We start from the raw sequence: 15,215 nt of genomic DNA, 5'->3' as shown, positions 1-15,215 counted from the left end.
TTTCCACCCACAACCCGAAAACCCACATCATGAGGCTAGTCTGGTGGGCTCGGATATTTTTATAAGAGACAGGATCCGCCGGACGTGCTGCTGGCCGGCGAGGCCGAGCCCGGCGCCCCGACCTGGGCCGACCGCGTCCTCACCCATCCGGCCCTGTCGCGGGTCGCGACCCGCATGCACCGCGCGACCTTCCCCCAGCAGCTGACCTTCTGCGGCGGCCCGGTCCTCATCGAGACCGCCCGCATGCTGGCCCAGGCCCGCGAGGCCGCCCTCGCCAAGCGTGGAGCGCGTGCATGAGCAAGAGACGCACGACTCTCATCGTCCTCGGCGTCCTGCTGGTGCTGCTGTCCATGGTCAGCATGGCCGCCGGCCGCGTCTGGGTGCCGCTGGCCGACTGGATGAACCCCGCCGATCCGCGCTGGTCGATCATCTTCGAGCTGCGGCTGCCGCGCACCATCCTGGCCGTCGCGGTCGGCGCGGCGCTGGGCATGGCCGGCGCCGCCATGCAGGGCTACACCCGCAATCCGCTGGCCGATCCCGGCGCCCTGGGCGTCTCCTCGATGGGCGCGCTGGGCGCGGTGCTGACCCTCTATCTCGGGGCCGGCGCGGCCGAGCCCTGGGTGATCACTTCATTCGCCATGCTCGGGGCCCTGACCGCGGTGTTCCTGTTGCTGGCCCTCTCGGGCCGCGCCTCCAGCATCGTCACCTTCATCCTGGCCGGGGTGATCCTGCAGACCATGGCCGGCGCCGGCGTCGCCCTGGCGCTGAGCCTGGCCCCCAATCCCTGGGCGGTGAACGAGATCGTCAACTGGTTGATGGGCTCGCTCGCCGACCGCAGCCTGCCCGAGGTGCAGACCGCCTTGCCGCTGATCCTGCTCGGCTGTCTCCTGCTGCTGGCCACCGGCCGCAGCCTCGACGCCCTGACCCTGGGCGAGACCGGCGCCCGCTCGCTCGGCGTCAATATGAGCCGGGTGCGCTGGATGCTGGCCCTCGGCGTCGCCTTCACCGCCGGGGCCAGCGTCGCGGTCACCGGGGTCATCGGCTTTGTCGGCCTGATCGTACCGCACCTGCTGCGCCCGCTGGTCGGCGCACGGCCCGGCGGCCTGCTATGGCCCAGCGCGCTCGGCGGCGCGGTGCTGGTGCTCGCCGCCGACATTGCGGTGCGGCTGACCCCCGCCGCCGGCGAGGTGAAGCTCGGCGTCGCCATGGCCGTGCTGGGCGGGCCGTTCTTCTTCGCCCTGCTGCTCTCCCTGCGCCGGAGGATCGCATGAGCCGCCTGCAAGCCCGCGACCTCCAGGTCCGCCTCGGCGGCAAGGCCGTGGTCGACGGCGTCACCGCCGCCTTCGACAGCGGGACGGTCACCGCCATCCTCGGCCCCAACGGCGCGGGCAAGTCGACCCTGCTCAGCTGCCTGGCCGGTCTGCGCAGGCCGCAGGCGGGCCAGGTCGTCCTCGATCATGACGACGTCATCGCCATGGCCCCTCGGGCCCGCGCCCGCCGCATCGGCGTGCTGCCCCAGACCCAGGAGGTCGCCTGGGCGGTCGAGGCGCGGATCCTGGTGGGCCTCGGCCGCACGCCGTTCATCGGCTCCAGCGGTCTGTCGATCGAGGACGCCGCAGCCATCGACCGGGCCATGGCCGCCGCCGGCGTGGTCGAGCTGGCCGACCGCGACGTCACCACCCTGTCGGGCGGCGAGCGCGGCCGCGTGCTGATCGCCCGCGCCCTGGCCGGCGAACCCGATTGGCTGCTGGCCGACGAACCGCTGACCGGCCTCGATCCCGGTCACCAGCTCGACGCCGGTGAACTGTTCCGCAGCCTCGCGCACGACCAGGGCAAGGGCGTCATCGTCACCCTGCACGACCTGTCGCTGGCCGCGCGCATCGCCGACCGCGTCATCGTCATGGCGGCCGGCCAGGTGCTGGCCGACGGCCCGCCGGGCGAGGCGCTGTCGCCACAGGTCATGGCCCGCGCCTACGGCGTCCGCGCCCGGGTGGTCGAGGGGCAGGGCGGCCCGCTGATCGAGATCGTCGGGCGTGGCGGCTGATCCCTGGATCGTGCTGGCCGCTGCGGCGGTCGAAGGCGTCTTCGGCTATCCGCGGCGCGTGCCCCATCCGGTGGTCTGGATCGGCGCGGCCCTTCGCCGGCTGGAGGCCGCCCTCAACCGCGGCGGCGATGTCCGTCGCCGCGCGGGCGGGGTCCTGACCCTGCTGATCGTCGCCGGCCTGGCCGGGGGCGCCGGCTGGTGGATCGACAGGTTCCTGCACGGCTGGGCGCTGATCCTGACGATAGCGCTGGGCTCCACGGGCCTCGCCGCCCGCAGCCTCTACGACCACGTGGGGGCGGTCAGCAAGGCGCTGGACCCTGACACGAACCTACCCGCCGCCCGCGCCGCCGTGGCGATGATCGTCGGCCGCGACACCGCCGCCCTGGACGAAGCCGGCGTCGCCGCCGCGGCCCTGGAGAGCCTGGCCGAAAGCTTCAACGACGGCGTCGTGGCGCCGCTGTTCTGGTTCCTGATCTTCGGTCTCGCTGGTCTCTTCGCCTACAAGGCGGTCAACACCGCCGACAGCATGATCGGCCACCGCGAGGAACCCTATCGCTGCTTCGGCTGGGCCGCGGCGCGCACCGACGACCTGATGAACCTGATCCCGGCCCGCATCGCCGGCGGCTTGATCGCCCTCGTCGCCGGCCGCGGCTGGAAGGTCATGCTGCGCGACGCCGCCAACCACGCCTCGCCCAATTCCGGCTGGCCCGAGGCGGCGATGGCCGGCGCGCTGGGCGTGCGGCTCGGCGGCCCGGCCAGCTATGACGGCGTTCCCCACGACCGCCCGAGCTTCGGCGACGGGCCGCGGCCGTCGGCTCTGGACCTGAAGCGGGGGCTTGGGCTCTATCTGCGCGCCTGCGCGGTCCTCGCCGCCGCGCTCGCCGTCGGAGGACTGCTGTGGCCGCGTTGATGATCCAGGGATGCGGCTCGGACGTCGGCAAGTCGGTGCTGGTAGCCGGCCTCTGCCGGGTGTTCGCCAACCAGGGCCTGCGCGTGCGCCCGTTCAAGCCGCAGAACATGTCGAACAACGCCGCGGTCACCATCGACGGCGGCGAGATCGGCCGCGCCCAGGCCTTGCAGGCCATCGCCTGCCGCACCCTGGCCACCGTCGACATGAACCCGGTCCTGCTCAAGCCGCAGAGCGACGTCGGCGCCCAGCTCGTCGTCCGCGGCCAGATGGCCGGGACCTGGCAGGCTCGCGGCTACCAGGCGCGCAAGGCCGCCCTGCTCGATGTGGTGCTGCAAAGCTTCCGCACCCTGCAGGACGAGAGCGACTTGGTGGTCGTCGAAGGGGCCGGCAGCCCCGCCGAGACCAACCTGCGCGCCGGCGACATCGCCAATATGGGCTTCGCCCGCGCCGCCCAGGTTCCGGTGGTGCTGGTCGGCGACATCGATCGCGGCCACGTGATCGCCGCCCTGGTCGGCGCCCATACGGTGCTGGAGCCGGAGGACCGCGAGATGATCGCCGGCTTCCTGATCAACAAGTTCCGCGGCGACCCCAGCCTGTTCGACGACGGCCGCGCCGAGATCGCCCGCCGCACCGGCTGGGCCGATCTTGGCATGGCGCCCTGGCTGGCCGCGGCTCGCCGCCTGCCGGCCGAAGACGCCGTGGTGCTGGAACGGCGCGGCGCCGGGCCGGCCCGCAAGGTCAAGATCGTCGCGCCCATGCTTTCGCGGATTGCCAACTTCGACGATTTCGACCCGCTGCGGGCCGAGCCCGAGGTCGAGTTCGGCTTCGTGCCGCCCGGGTCGCCGCTGCCCGGCGACGCGGACCTGGTGATCCTGCCGGGAACCAAGGCCACCATCGCCGACCTGGCCTTCCTGCGCGCCCAGGGCTGGGACATCGACCTTGCTGCCCACGTGCGCCGCGGCGGTCGGGTGCTGGGCATCTGCGGCGGCTTCCAGATGCTGGGACGCTCCATCGCCGATCCCGACGGCGTCGAGGGGGCGCCCGGCGCGGCCGAGGGCCTTGGTCTGCTCGACGTTGCGACCGTGCTGACCGGCGACAAGGTGCTGCGCCCCGCCGCTGGCCGGCTCGTCTCGGGCGCGCCGTTCGTCGGCTACGAGATCCACGTCGGCCGCACCACCGGGCCCGGTCTGCGGCGCCCGCTGCTGGTCCGCGAAGACGGGGCGGGCGAGGGCGCGGTCTCGGCCGACGGCAGGATCGCCGGGGCCTATGTCCATGGCCTGTTCGACGGCGCCCAGGCGCGCGCGTCGCTGCTGGCCGAGCTTGGCGCGGCGTCCGACGGCCTCGACCAGATCGCGCGGGTGGACGCGGCGCTGGACGAGATCGCCGCCGTCCTGCAGTCCTCCTTCGATATCCCCCGCCTGGCGGCCATCGCCGGCCTGGAGCCCCGCGCATGACCCCGATCGTTCCGCTCGACCGCAGCCAGGAGGCGGCGTTCCGCGCCGTGGTCGACGGCAAGGCCAAGCCGCCGGGGGCCCTGGGCAAGGTCGAGGACCTCGCTGTCCGCCTGGCGCTGATCGCCGGCCGGCCCGACCCTACCTTCGACAAGGCGCTGCTGCTGGTGTTCGCCGGCGACCACGGCCTCAACGAGTCCGGCGTCTCGGCCTATCCTTCGGCCGTCACCACGGCGATGGTCGCCACCCTGCTGGCCGGCAAAGCCAGCGCCAACGCCTTCGCCGGCGCGGTCGGCGCACGTGTGATGGTCGTCGACGCCGGCGTCGACGCCGACCTGCCGCCGCATCCGGCGTTGATCGACGCCAAGGTCCGCAAGGGCACGCGCAACGCAGAGCGTGGCCCGGCCCTGACGCCCGCCGAGGTGGAGAGCGCCCTGGCCCGCGGCGGCGCCATCGCCCGCAACGCCGTCGAGGCCGACGGCGTGCAGGTGCTGGCGGTCGGCGAGATGGGCATCGGCAACAGCGCCAGCGCCGCCCTGGTCCTGCACCGCCTGGCCCCCGCGCCGCTGGCCGACTGCATCGGCCTGGGCGCCGGCCACGACCCGCAGGGCCTGGCCCGCAAGCACGCGGTGCTGGCCGCCGCGGCGGCCCGCAGCGATGCGACCGACCCGCGCGAGGTGCTGGCGCAGTTCGGCGGGCTGGAGATCATCGCCATGGCCGGGGCGATCCTTGGCGCGGCGGCGGCGCGGACGCCGGTGCTGATCGACGGCTTCATCGCCTCGACCGCCGCGCTGGCGGCGATCCGGCTCGACCCGGCCTGCGCCGATTTCTGCATCTTCACCCATCGCTCGGCCGAGAAGGGGCACGCCGTCGTGCTGGCGGCGGCCGGGGCCGATCCGCTACTGGACCTTTCGATGCGGCTGGGCGAGGGGACCGGCGCGCTGCTGGCCCTGCCGATGGTCCGCGCCGCCGCGGCCCTGTTGCGCGAGGTCGCAAGCCTCGACGACGTGCTGGCCGGCCGCCTGTGAGCTTCGCCGCCCGCCAGCTGCGGCTGTTTCTCTGCGCGGTCCAGTTCCTCACTCGCCTGCCGACGCCGACGCTCTCCGGCTTTGAGCCGGACTGGATCTCGCGCAGCGCCCGCTATTTCCCGCTGGTCGGCCTGCTGGTCGGCGGCGTCTGCGCTGCGGTGTTCTGGGCCGCCTCCCAGCTCTGGAGCGGGGCGCTGCCGGCCCTGCTGGCGATCGGGGCGGGCGTTCTGCTCACCGGCGCCTTCCACGAGGACGGCCTGGCCGACACCGCCGACGGCCTCGGCGGCGGCGGCACGCCCGAGCGCCGCCTGGAAATCATGAAGGACAGCCGCATTGGGACCTACGGCGCGCTCGCCCTGGGCCTGGTGCTGGCGACCAAGGTCTCGGCCCTGGCCACCCTGCCGGCGGGCCTCGGCGCCTGGACTCTGGTCGCCGCCCATGCCGGCGGCCGCGGGGCCTCGGTGCTGACCATGCGCGCCCTGGCCTATGTGCGCGACGTCGACGGCGGCAAGTGGAAGCCGGCGCCCTCCGACCTCGGCTTCTGGGAGGTGCTGGCCGCCCTGACCTTTGCGGCTCTGCCGCTGGCTCTGTCCCCGGCCGGGGTGGTGTTCCAGGGTCTGTTGGCCGGCGCCCTGCTGGCGCTGGTCCTGGTCCTCGTCGCCCGCCGGCTGCTGGGCGGCTACACCGGCGACGTGCTGGGGGCGATCGAGCAGGTTTTCGAGCTTGGCTTTACGCTGGGCGTCGCCGCCGCCCTGGCTTGGCCGGTTTCCGAACGCTGAGAATCGCGATCAGATTGCTCCACCTGAGCGCGAACTATTCAGCTTTCGCGGCGCCTGGGCGCCGCATACTGTAGTTCATGCTGTGTGAGTCCTTAAGACAACTGTCGCTAAGCGCCGAAACGGCGTGCTCGGATGCGACAATACTCATCTTAGGGTGCGAGGACGTGGGGCGTCGAGCGAGACCATGACGGACGATGGCCAGGACGACGTCCGGGCGGCGGAGATGCGCCACCGCGCCGCCAACACCTTCCAGCTCATTTCCGCCCTGGCCCGCATGCGTGGCCAGCGCACGGCCGAACCTGAGGCCCGCCGCCAGCTGGTCTGGATGGCCGACGCGATCGGTGCGCTCGGCGCGCTGGAGCGCCATCGCCGCGAAGGCGGCGTCGACTTCCAGGCCTACCTGCTGGAGATGGCTCCCGTCTGGCGTCGCCGCCACACCGCCGCGCCGATCGAGGTGGCTGTGGCGATGGAGCCGGTCGTCGTCCCCGACCAGGCCGCCTCCACCCTGGCGCTGATCGTGCACGAGCTGGTCTCCAACGCCCTGGCCCACGCTTATCCGGAGGGCGAGCCCGGCCAGGTCGAGGTCAGCCTGTCGAGGGCCGAGGACGGCGAGCGCTACCAACTGGTGGTTCGTGATCATGGCAGGGGCTTCGATCCGTCCTCGCCGAGCGGGCGCGAGCGGTTCGGCCTGTGGTTCGTCCGCAGCCTGGCGGCCCAGGTCCGCGGCGAGCTGAAGTTGGACACCCGCGACGGGGTCTGCGCCCAGCTGCTGTTTTCCCTCTAGGCGCGGCCCGCCTCGGCCCGCGGCGGGGGCGGCGCCAGCCGTTCGTACTGGCGGCGGACCGCCTCGTAGCACTCGCAGGTCGCCGACTGCAGGCCGTCGCGGTCGACGATATCGACGATGCCCCGGCGATAGCGGATCCAGCCCTTGTCCTGCAGGCTGCGGGCGACGGCGGTCACCGTCGTGCGCTGCACCCCCAGCATGTCGGCCAGGAACTCCTGAGTCAGCGCCACGGTGTCGGTCGAAATCCGGTCATGGCAGGTCAACAGCCAGCGGCAGAACCGGGCCTCGACCGAATGCAGTGCGTTGCAGGCCGCGGACTGGGTGGTGTGCGCCAGCAGCGCCTCGCCGTGGCGGTCGACCATCTCGCGAATGCGCGGGCTTTTGGCCCAGGCCTCGTGCAGCTGGCTCGAGCCGATGCGCGAACAGCGGCAGGGGGTCTGCACGATCGCCCGCGAAAGCGAATGGCGCGGGGCCGCCGCCGCCGACAACCCGACCGCGCCTTCCCAGCCGATAGTGGCGCTCTCGATCGCCGCGCCGTTCTCCATCAAGGTCATCATCGAGATGACGCCGTCGTGAGGGAAGTAGACGACGTCGATCCGGTCGCCCGGATCGTACAACAGGCGCGCACGCTCCAGGTCCATGTGGGTGAGGTGCGGCGCCAGCAGGCCGTAGTCCTCCGGAGGCAGTGCGGCGAGTAAGCGGTTTTGCACTGAACTCGGAGACCTTCGCAGCGGAGAATCAAGGGTCGCCTTGCGGCTTGTCGTTAACCTAGTCCGTGCGCAGCTTTGTGACTGTCGTGAACTCGACACAACTTTACGGTCGTACGGCGGCCGGATGAAAACAGATGTCGAGAACTGGTGAATATAGACCGCCGTTCTTGGAAACTTCAGATTGGACTGAAGTATAACCGTATCGTCCTGGCCGGGGCGGCCATGGCGCCTCAATGGAAGTGCAGGTTCGCCCGTCCGCCCAGGTGCGGCTCGTGCTTTCGAGCGTTGGCCATGGCGATCTCCCAGGCGAAGGTCACCGGTCCGGCCTGCGAGCACCACACCGCGGCGTCGCGCGCGTCCAGGCAGATCAGCGTCAGGCGCGGGTCGCTCTTGCCGTGCGGATGCCAGGCCGCGACCACCGCGTTCCAGTACTTGGCGATCCGCGCCTCGTCGCGTTTCACGCTCAGGTGGCCGGTAATCGTCGCCTGCAGGTCACGTTGCTGGAACACGAACATGCCCTCGCGGCCCTGGCCGATGCGGCGGGCCAGTTCAGTGTCGCTGCGGGCGAAGAACCATAGCCGTTCTCCTTCGCGTTCCACGAAGGCGGTCATCGGCTGAAGGGCGGTCTCTTCGGCCAGGCCCAACATTCCGGTCTGGTGGCGCTCGATGTCGTCCCACAGCCTATGTTCAACGGCGGCGCGGTCGTTCATGTCGATGCTCATGACGGCTCCTGCGACGGTTCAAACGGGCGTCGATCGTCCAATCGGACTCGGCGCGCCCTAGCTTGAACCCGAAATCACAGCCGCGGTTCCGACTCCTTTCCCTTGCGTCACGCTTCCCAGGACGCGGCCGCCTGGGCCATGATGTTCGAATTCTTTCGACTGCCGATTCAAAGTTGAGATCATTTCGATGAGCGAGATCGTCGTTCCCCGCCAATTTCGGGGACCTCCCTTCACGGCCAATGGCGGCTACATCTGCGGCTTGCTCGCCGGCGCGGTCGGTGGGCGCGGCGTGGCGATGCTGCGCGCGGGCGTGCCGCTCGACACCGCGGTCAGCCTGACCCCCGGCGACGGTGAAGGCGTGCTGCTGGTCAACGCCGAGGGCGCCGTCCTTGGCTCGGCCCGTCCGGCCGATGACAGCCAGATTCCCAATCCGCCGCCGGCGCCGCCTACCCTCGAAGAGGCCCGCGCCTTTGGCGCGGCCTCGCCGTTCGCGAGCCGCTCGCTGCACCGCGGCTGCTTCTCTTGCTGCGTCGAGCGCGAGGCCGGCGAGGGCCTGGGCGTGTTCGTCGGCCAGATCGACGGCGCACCGGCCGGCCACTGCGCCGGGGTCTGGACCCCGCACGCCAACTTCGCCGACGCTGACGGAAGCATTCCCGACGAGGTGACCTGGGGCGCGCTCGACTGCTCGGGCTCGATGGCCTGGTGGATCAAGTCCGGCTCGCCGGTCGGGCTGCTCGGCACCATGGCCGGCGAAGTCCTGCGCAAGCCGAAGGCGGGCGAGTCCTACGTCGTCGTCGCCTGGGCCCGCGAGGTCGAGGGCCGCAAGCACTTCGCGGGGGTCGCGCTGTTCGACGGCGCGGGCGAGGTCATGGCCCGCTCGGGCCAGATATGGATCGGCCGCCCGCCCGGCGCCCCGATGCCGCTGCCGCTTGGGGCGAAGCAGCAGGCCTAAGGCGCCGCGCGCGTCGAGCATGTTCAACTGTCGGCGCGCCGTGAATTCGGCGCGCTGCAAGGGGCTCGGCCGGCGGCCGGGCCCTTTCCACATGTGTCGCGCGAGCCACGCCAAGGATGTTCAGCGAACAAAGTTCGCGGAACTGCCATATATTTAACGTCTCGCTAACCATGCGGGCGCAAGCTTCCCCGTGCGTCACGACTAGAAAGGTCGTCCGATGTTCAAGGTGGAGTTTCACTTCCTGGGAGAGGGGCTCTGGGCCCGCGCCGCGCCGATGACCCAGTTGGCGGCCACGCATCTGGCCAAGACCCTCCAGGACCTTGGGTTCGCCGACGAGGCCCGGGTCGTGCCCAGCCGCCCGCTTGAGAGCCGCGAAGAAGGCCGAACCTTCGACGTCCGCATCTGACCGCTCCACCCGCTGGCGGGCGGCTGCATGCATCGTTGCAATTGTTGATTGCGCCTTGAAGAGGACCGCGGGCGATCCTACGACGCGGAGTCTGGGGGATTAACCGTGTCGCGTGACCGTACCTATCGCAGCCTCGAGTATCTGAGGAAAAGCGCCGCGACTTCTCGCGTGCTCAATCTCTGGCAGATCGCCCAGCGTGAGGGCGCCAAGCCCGAGCACCAGGAGAACCCGTTCTTCCGCAACGCGCTGCTGAACCGCGCGATGATCCTCAAGCACCGGGTGCGTGGCAGCGAGGCCGACCTGTTCGACTATCCGGTGCAGACGGCGACCAAGATCCTGCTTCCGATCGCTGAACGCGAACTGCGCTATGGCGCGCGCTTCCTGTTCGTCGGCCAGCGCGACTTCGAGGACGTGGCCGCCGCCTCGTTCGCCGAAGACCTGCGGCGCGGCTCCCGCGACCGGCTGGTGCTCGACATCATCTCCAGCCTGCCCTCGCTCGATCCGTTCCTGATGCGCGAGAGCCTGAAGACCAACGGCTTCAGTCCGGCCGCCTGCTACTTCAACCTCTCCGATGGCGACGTCGAGCGGATGTCGGCCTCCGCGCGGCTGGAGCTGGAGCCCCTGGTGCGCATGTCGTTCGGCGATGGCCACGCGTTTGCGGCCAAGTCGGCGACCCTGCTCTCGAAGCTGCTGTCGGACGCCGGCAGCGCCGAGCTCGAACCGCTACGTCGGGTGATGAACATGGACGCCCAGCAGTTCCGCGAGGGCGTGTTCTGTTGGAAGGCCTTCCTCTACTACAAATGGCAGCTGCGCGACCTGCTGCCGCGGATCCGCAAGGTGGTCGACGAGATCTCGGTCATCCGTCCGGTCGGGGCGATGGAGCCCGACGACCGGGTCTACATCACCCGCATCAAGAAGGACCTGCGCGGCTGGATCTTCGCGGCGAGCGGGGCGGTGACCGAGTCCCTGGCCGCCTACGACACCGCCTATGCGGCCTTGACCCAGCGCAGCGAGCCGATGGCGTTTCGCGATTTCCTGCTGCGCGCGCCGGCGATGTTCTCCAGTCTGGGCGAGCGGCTGTCGGCCATCGAGCACGTCGCCAGCTTCTGGCGGTTCCGCTTCCCGGCCGGCCAGTTGCCGCGGATCGCCGTCGACGAACTGATCGACATCTTCATGGACTTCGAGGCCAGCCTGAACACGGTCGCCGTCGAGCCGCTGCACCACGCATGAAAAAAGCGCCCCCGGCCGAAGCCGGGAGCGCTCTTGCGTCCGATCTGGAGCGTCGGGCTTAGAACGCGCCGGTGGCGGCGATCACGCTCTGGCCCAGGGCGCCGCCGAACAGGTTCGTGGTCGAACCCAGCGACGCGCCGGCCTGGTCGCGGTCGCGCAGGCTGCCGCCGAAGGTGTAGCGCAGACCGACCTTGAAGATGTCGGCCTTCAGGTCCGCGTCGTCCATTTCGCCGTGCTCGTAGGCGCCGGTCACGCTCCACGGGGTGCCCGCGAACTGGTACTCGGCGTCGGCGCCGACGTTCCAGATGTCGAGGTCGCCGCCCTTGGCGTCAGCCTTGGTGTAGCCGGCCGAGCCCTGGAGCTTGAAGTTGTCGGTCACGAAGTAGCGCAGCTCGGCGCGGCCGGCCCAGAAGTCCACGTCGTCGAGGTCGTCCGACTGGCCGTAGCCGACTTGGCCGTACAGGGTGGTCTTCGGCGAGACGTTGAACTGCGCTTCGGCGCCGACGCCCCACAGGGTCACGTCGTCGCTCTTGTTGACGCCGACGAAGCCGCCGGCCAGGCCGCCTTCGAAGGTCTTGTTCAGGTGGCCGGTCACGGCCCAGGTGGTGGCGTCGCCGCCGTCGGCGTCAAAGTTCGTCACCGAACCATCGACGGCGCCGCGCAGCGACGAACCGACGTCGAACGCCACCGCGCCTTCGCCTTGGAACACGTCGGCGTCGGTGTCGCCGAGCGCGCCGGCGTCGATTTCGGCGCGGCTATAGTTGGCGCCGACATGGCCGACGGTCTGGGCTTGGGCGGCGCCGGTCAGCGCGAAAAAGGCGGCCGCAGCGGCCGTCGCGATCAGTTGGGTCTTCACGTTCTTGTCCCCTTTTGGGCTTGAAACACTGGACCCCAGCTATGCCTGTCATGCCGCCGTCACAATGGTTGAACCCCTTGCATTTCACCGGTCTGCGAGTGGTGTGACCGGTCAGTCACAGTCCGCGCCGGGCCCCTTGAAATGCAATTTCGCCGACCTATGGCCGGCGCCCAAACGGCAAGTTTCGGCCTCGAAAGCCGCCGGTTCGACGCGCCCGCGCCGGCCGTTGCGCAAGTCCGCGCCGGCCTCGGCTGCGAAAAACCGTACGGATCGGTCGTTTGATGTCGAATGAAACCGGACGCTTGCGGCGGGGCGCTCGCCGCCGCCGCGCCCCAGGACAATTCCGGACTATCGAAGCTGCGCCCCGCGCCCTATCTGGCGGTCATGCATACGCAAGTGACGCCCGAGAACCTGCGCGAGCTGGTCGGCCGCTTCTACGGCCGCGCGCGTGAGGACGCGTTGATCGGTCCGGTGTTCAACGCCGCCATCGACGACTGGGACCATCACCTGGACCACATCGCTCAGTTCTGGGCCGCGGGCCTGCTCGGGGTCGGGCGCTTCACCGGCCGGCCGATGGCCAAGCACATGCGCCAGCCGATCACCCCGCCGATGTTCGACCGTTGGCTGGCGTTGTGGAAGGAGGCGACCGACGAGACCTATGTCCCGCCGATCGCCCAGGCGCTGCAGGCGAGAGCCGGCCGCATCGCCGAGAGCTTCAAGCTCGGCATGTTCTATCGGCCGGCCGAGGATCGGGCGTCAGTCGCCCCGTAAGCGGTTCAGTAGACCGCCGCGTAGTTCCCCAGCGCGTTGCCGCTGGCGTCGCCGACGCCGCTGCCGCCGTCGACCGGAATGATCGCGCCGTTCACATAGGCCGCCTTATCGGTCGACAGGAAGATGGCCATGTCGGCGATCTCGTCCTTCTGGCCATAGCGGCGCATCGGATTGCGGCCGGTGACGCGGGCCTCGGCCTCCGGCGTCGGCGCCAGGCGGGCCATGCCCTCGGTGTCGGCGATCGGCCCGGGGGAGATGGCGTTGACCCGCACCCCGGCCGGGCCCCACTCCAGCGCCAGGCACTTGGTCAGCATGTTGATCCCGGCCTTCGCCGCGCAGACGTGAGCCTGGTACATCGAGGCGCGCTCGGCCTGGCCGGCGGTGATCGAGATCAGCGAGGCGCCCGGCCGGTTGAGGAATTCGAACGAGGCGCGCAGCACGTTGAAGGTGCCGATCAGGTCGATGTCGACCACCGTCTTGAAGCCGTTGGCGCTCATGCCCAGGGCCGGGGCCACGAAGTTGCCGGCCGCCCCCGACAGCACAATGTCGATCGGTCCCAGTTCGTCGTGGGTGCGTTTCAGCGCCGCCTCGACCGCCGAATAGTCGCGCACGTCGGCGGCCATGCCGATGCAGGGGCCGAAGGCGGCGACTTCCTTGGCGGCCGCTTCGATCTTCTCCGGGCTGCGGCTGATGATCGCGACCTTGGCGCCGGCCGCGGCGAACCGCTTGGCGATCCCCAGGTTGATCCCGCTCGATCCGCCCGCCACGAACGCCGTCTTGCCCGCCAGTTCCTGGGTCATGCTGCTCTTCCTTGTTCCGTCCCTTGGTTGGCGACGAGCTTAGCGCCGCCGGCGGCGACGGCGAAAGCCTGACCCCACGGAGCCTCAACTTCGAAAAATCGGTTTGTCCTGCGTCACGCAGCCGCTTGACGCGAAGTCCGCAGCTTGTTCATTATCATCGATAAGTTAGAAGCCGCCACGAGCGGTCTCACCCAGGGCAAGGAAACAGATGACCGCCACCGACATGATCGCCGAGCGTCCGGCCGCCGCCGCCGTCCAGCATTTCGACGTCCTCATCGTCGGGGCCGGGATCTCCGGCGTCGGCGCGGCCTATCATCTGCAGACCCAGCGGCCGGGAACCAGCTTCGTGGTTCTGGAAAGCAAGGACACCTTCGGCGGCACCTGGGTGACGCACAAGTATCCGGGCATCCGTTCGGACAGCGACCTCTACACCTTCGGCTATCGCTTCAAGCCCTGGACCGGCGCGCCGATCGCCACCGCCGCCGAGATCCTCAGCTACATGAACGAGGTCATCGACGAGAACCACCTCGCCCAGCACATCCGCTACGGCCACAAGATCACCAATGCCAGCTGGTCGGGCGAAGACAACCTCTGGACCGTCGACGTCACCCGCACCGACGGGACCACGACCCAGTTCACCACCAACTTCCTTTTCATGTGCCAGGGCTACTACAAGCACGACCAGGGCTACACGCCGCAATGGGAAGGCATGGCCGACTTCAAGGGCCGCATCGTTCACCCGCAGACCTGGCCCGACGACATCGACCTGAAGGGCAAGAACGTCATCGTCATCGGCTCGGGCGCCACCGCCGCGACCCTGGTGCCGAACATCGCCGATCAGACCGCGCACGTGACCCTGCTGCAGCGCTCGCCGACCTGGTTCATTCCCGGCCGCAACGTCGATGAACTGGCGGACACTCTGCGCCAGCTCGAAGTCGACGAGACCTGGGTCCACGAGATCGTCCGCCGCAAGCGCCTGTTCGACGGGGCCGCCTTCACCAAGCGGGCGATCGAGGAGACCGAGGCCGTCAAGGCCGAGCTGCTCGGCGGCGTGCGGATGTTCCTGGGCGACCAGTTCGACATCGACAAGCACTTCACCCCCAGCTACCGCCCCTGGCGCCAGCGCATCGCCTTCATTCCGGACGGCGACCTGTTCCGCGGCATCGCCTCGGGCAAGGCCTCGGTGGTCACCGACGAGATCGAGCGTTTCACCGAGAACGGCATCCTGCTGAAGTCCGGCGAGGAGCTGAAGGCCGACATCGTCATCAGCGCCACCGGCTTCGACCTTTCCGTCATGGGCGACATCCCGTTCCAGGTGAACGGCAAGCCGGTCGACTGGTCGCAGAGCGTCACCTATCGCGGCATGATGTTCACCGGCGTGCCCAACTTGGCCTGGGTGTTCGGCTACTTCCGCGCTTCCTGGACCCTGCGCGCCGACCTGATGGGCGACTTCGTGGCCCGGCTGCTCGGCCACATGCAGGACAAGGGCTACAAGTCGGTGGTCCCCGCCCTGCGGCCCGAGGATCAGTCCGACGAGCTGCAGCCCTGGATCGATCCGGACAACTTCAACCCCGGCTACCTGATGCGCGGCATGCACCTGCTGCCCAAGAGCCTCCCCAAGCCGGAGTGGCGCCACACCCAGGACTACTGGAGCGAAAAGGACGAACTGCCGAAGGTGGACCTCGACGAACCAGCCCTCGTCTACGGTTGATCCGGCCGCGGGGGGGGGGGGGGGGGGGGGGGGGGGGGGGGGGGGGGGGGGGGGGGGGGGG

Annotated in this window: 17 protein-coding genes; 13 read left to right on the top strand and 4 right to left on the bottom strand. The window is 70.0% G+C overall.

Annotated elements, in window-relative coordinates; genetic code table 11:
* Nucleotides 1–84 precede the first annotated feature (84 nt).
* From OUA97_RS21830 to OUA97_RS21795, 8 genes are all read left to right on the top strand, one after another.
* The gene (locus OUA97_RS21830; RefSeq protein WP_267234200.1) at nucleotides 85–297 is read left to right on the top strand and encodes a hypothetical protein; all 213 of its coding nucleotides are present in this window, start codon (nucleotides 85–87) and stop codon (nucleotides 295–297) included.
* Nucleotides 294–1,271: a FecCD family ABC transporter permease gene (locus tag OUA97_RS21825; RefSeq protein ID WP_267234199.1), complete on the top strand. Its 978-nt coding sequence runs from the start codon at nucleotides 294–296 to the stop codon at nucleotides 1,269–1,271. Before OUA97_RS21830 ends, OUA97_RS21825 begins: the two co-directional genes overlap by 4 nt.
* Nucleotides 1,268–2,044, top strand: a complete 777-nt coding sequence (locus tag OUA97_RS21820; RefSeq protein ID WP_267234198.1) for an ABC transporter ATP-binding protein — start codon at nucleotides 1,268–1,270, stop codon at nucleotides 2,042–2,044. The genes OUA97_RS21825 and OUA97_RS21820 overlap by 4 nt, the downstream gene beginning before the upstream one ends.
* Nucleotides 2,034–2,954, top strand: a complete 921-nt coding sequence (gene cbiB / locus OUA97_RS21815; protein ID WP_267234197.1) for an adenosylcobinamide-phosphate synthase CbiB — start codon at nucleotides 2,034–2,036, stop codon at nucleotides 2,952–2,954. The genes OUA97_RS21820 and cbiB overlap by 11 nt, the downstream gene beginning before the upstream one ends.
* A complete protein-coding gene (locus tag OUA97_RS21810; protein ID WP_267234196.1) occupies nucleotides 2,942–4,408 on the top strand; it encodes a cobyric acid synthase in 1,467 nt (488 codons plus the stop codon). The genes cbiB and OUA97_RS21810 overlap by 13 nt, the downstream gene beginning before the upstream one ends.
* Nucleotides 4,405–5,433 carry a nicotinate-nucleotide--dimethylbenzimidazole phosphoribosyltransferase gene (gene cobT / locus OUA97_RS21805; protein ID WP_267234195.1) on the top strand — a complete coding sequence of 343 codons (1,029 nt, stop codon included), beginning with the start codon at nucleotides 4,405–4,407 and terminating at the stop codon, nucleotides 5,431–5,433. Before OUA97_RS21810 ends, cobT begins: the two co-directional genes overlap by 4 nt.
* Nucleotides 5,430–6,212, top strand: coding sequence for an adenosylcobinamide-GDP ribazoletransferase (cobS, locus tag OUA97_RS21800; RefSeq protein WP_267234194.1), 783 nt, complete (start codon nucleotides 5,430–5,432; stop codon nucleotides 6,210–6,212). Before cobT ends, cobS begins: the two co-directional genes overlap by 4 nt.
* A gap of 184 nt (nucleotides 6,213–6,396) precedes the next feature.
* Complete coding sequence (locus tag OUA97_RS21795) at nucleotides 6,397–6,996, top strand: sensor histidine kinase (protein WP_267234193.1); 600 nt, start codon at nucleotides 6,397–6,399, stop codon at nucleotides 6,994–6,996.
* Here OUA97_RS21795 and OUA97_RS21790 read toward each other — a convergent pair.
* Both OUA97_RS21790 and OUA97_RS21785 read right to left on the bottom strand, forming a co-directional pair.
* Nucleotides 6,993–7,706, bottom strand: a complete 714-nt coding sequence (locus OUA97_RS21790; protein WP_267234192.1) for a Crp/Fnr family transcriptional regulator — start codon at nucleotides 7,704–7,706, stop codon at nucleotides 6,993–6,995. The two genes, OUA97_RS21795 and OUA97_RS21790, sit on opposite strands and share 4 nt — an antisense overlap.
* 230 nt (nucleotides 7,707–7,936) lie before the next feature.
* Entirely contained in the window at nucleotides 7,937–8,428 is a 492-nt protein-coding gene (locus OUA97_RS21785) for a pyridoxamine 5'-phosphate oxidase family protein (RefSeq protein WP_267234191.1), read from the bottom strand.
* 187 nt (nucleotides 8,429–8,615) lie between these two features.
* On the opposite strand from OUA97_RS21785, the gene OUA97_RS21780 reads away from it, so the two are divergent.
* The 3 genes from OUA97_RS21780 (at nucleotide 8,616) to OUA97_RS21770 (ending at nucleotide 11,016) form a co-directional block, all read left to right on the top strand.
* Nucleotides 8,616–9,380 carry a hypothetical protein gene (locus tag OUA97_RS21780; protein WP_267234190.1) on the top strand — a complete coding sequence of 255 codons (765 nt, stop codon included), beginning with the start codon at nucleotides 8,616–8,618 and terminating at the stop codon, nucleotides 9,378–9,380.
* Between the two features lie 217 nt (nucleotides 9,381–9,597).
* Entirely contained in the window at nucleotides 9,598–9,786 is a 189-nt protein-coding gene (locus tag OUA97_RS21775; protein WP_267234189.1) for a hypothetical protein, read from the top strand.
* Between the two features lie 105 nt (nucleotides 9,787–9,891).
* The gene (locus OUA97_RS21770) at nucleotides 9,892–11,016 is read left to right on the top strand and encodes a hypothetical protein (protein WP_267234188.1); all 1,125 of its coding nucleotides are present in this window, start codon (nucleotides 9,892–9,894) and stop codon (nucleotides 11,014–11,016) included.
* 58 nt (nucleotides 11,017–11,074) lie between these two features.
* On the opposite strand, the gene OUA97_RS21765 is transcribed toward OUA97_RS21770, so the two are convergent.
* Complete coding sequence (locus tag OUA97_RS21765; protein WP_267234187.1) at nucleotides 11,075–11,872, bottom strand: outer membrane protein; 798 nt, start codon at nucleotides 11,870–11,872, stop codon at nucleotides 11,075–11,077.
* Between the two features lie 288 nt (nucleotides 11,873–12,160).
* On the opposite strand from OUA97_RS21765, the gene OUA97_RS21760 reads away from it, so the two are divergent.
* Entirely contained in the window at nucleotides 12,161–12,643 is a 483-nt protein-coding gene (locus OUA97_RS21760; RefSeq protein WP_267234186.1) for a group III truncated hemoglobin, read from the top strand.
* 5 nt (nucleotides 12,644–12,648) lie between these two features.
* Here OUA97_RS21760 and OUA97_RS21755 read toward each other — a convergent pair whose 3' ends face one another.
* Complete coding sequence (locus tag OUA97_RS21755; protein ID WP_267234185.1) at nucleotides 12,649–13,443, bottom strand: SDR family oxidoreductase; 795 nt, start codon at nucleotides 13,441–13,443, stop codon at nucleotides 12,649–12,651.
* Nucleotides 13,444–13,651: 208 nt separating this feature from the next.
* On the opposite strand from OUA97_RS21755, the gene OUA97_RS21750 reads away from it, so the two are divergent.
* Nucleotides 13,652–15,154, top strand: coding sequence for a flavin-containing monooxygenase (locus OUA97_RS21750; RefSeq protein ID WP_267234184.1), 1,503 nt, complete (start codon nucleotides 13,652–13,654; stop codon nucleotides 15,152–15,154).
* Nucleotides 15,155–15,215 lie beyond the last annotated feature (61 nt).

Origin of the sequence: Phenylobacterium sp. 58.2.17 (genome assembly GCF_026411515.1) — a bacterium.
Taxonomy (GTDB): domain Bacteria; phylum Pseudomonadota; class Alphaproteobacteria; order Caulobacterales; family Caulobacteraceae; genus Phenylobacterium.
Note: the sequence above shows the minus strand (reverse complement) of the source record. Positions and strands in the feature narration are given on the sequence as shown.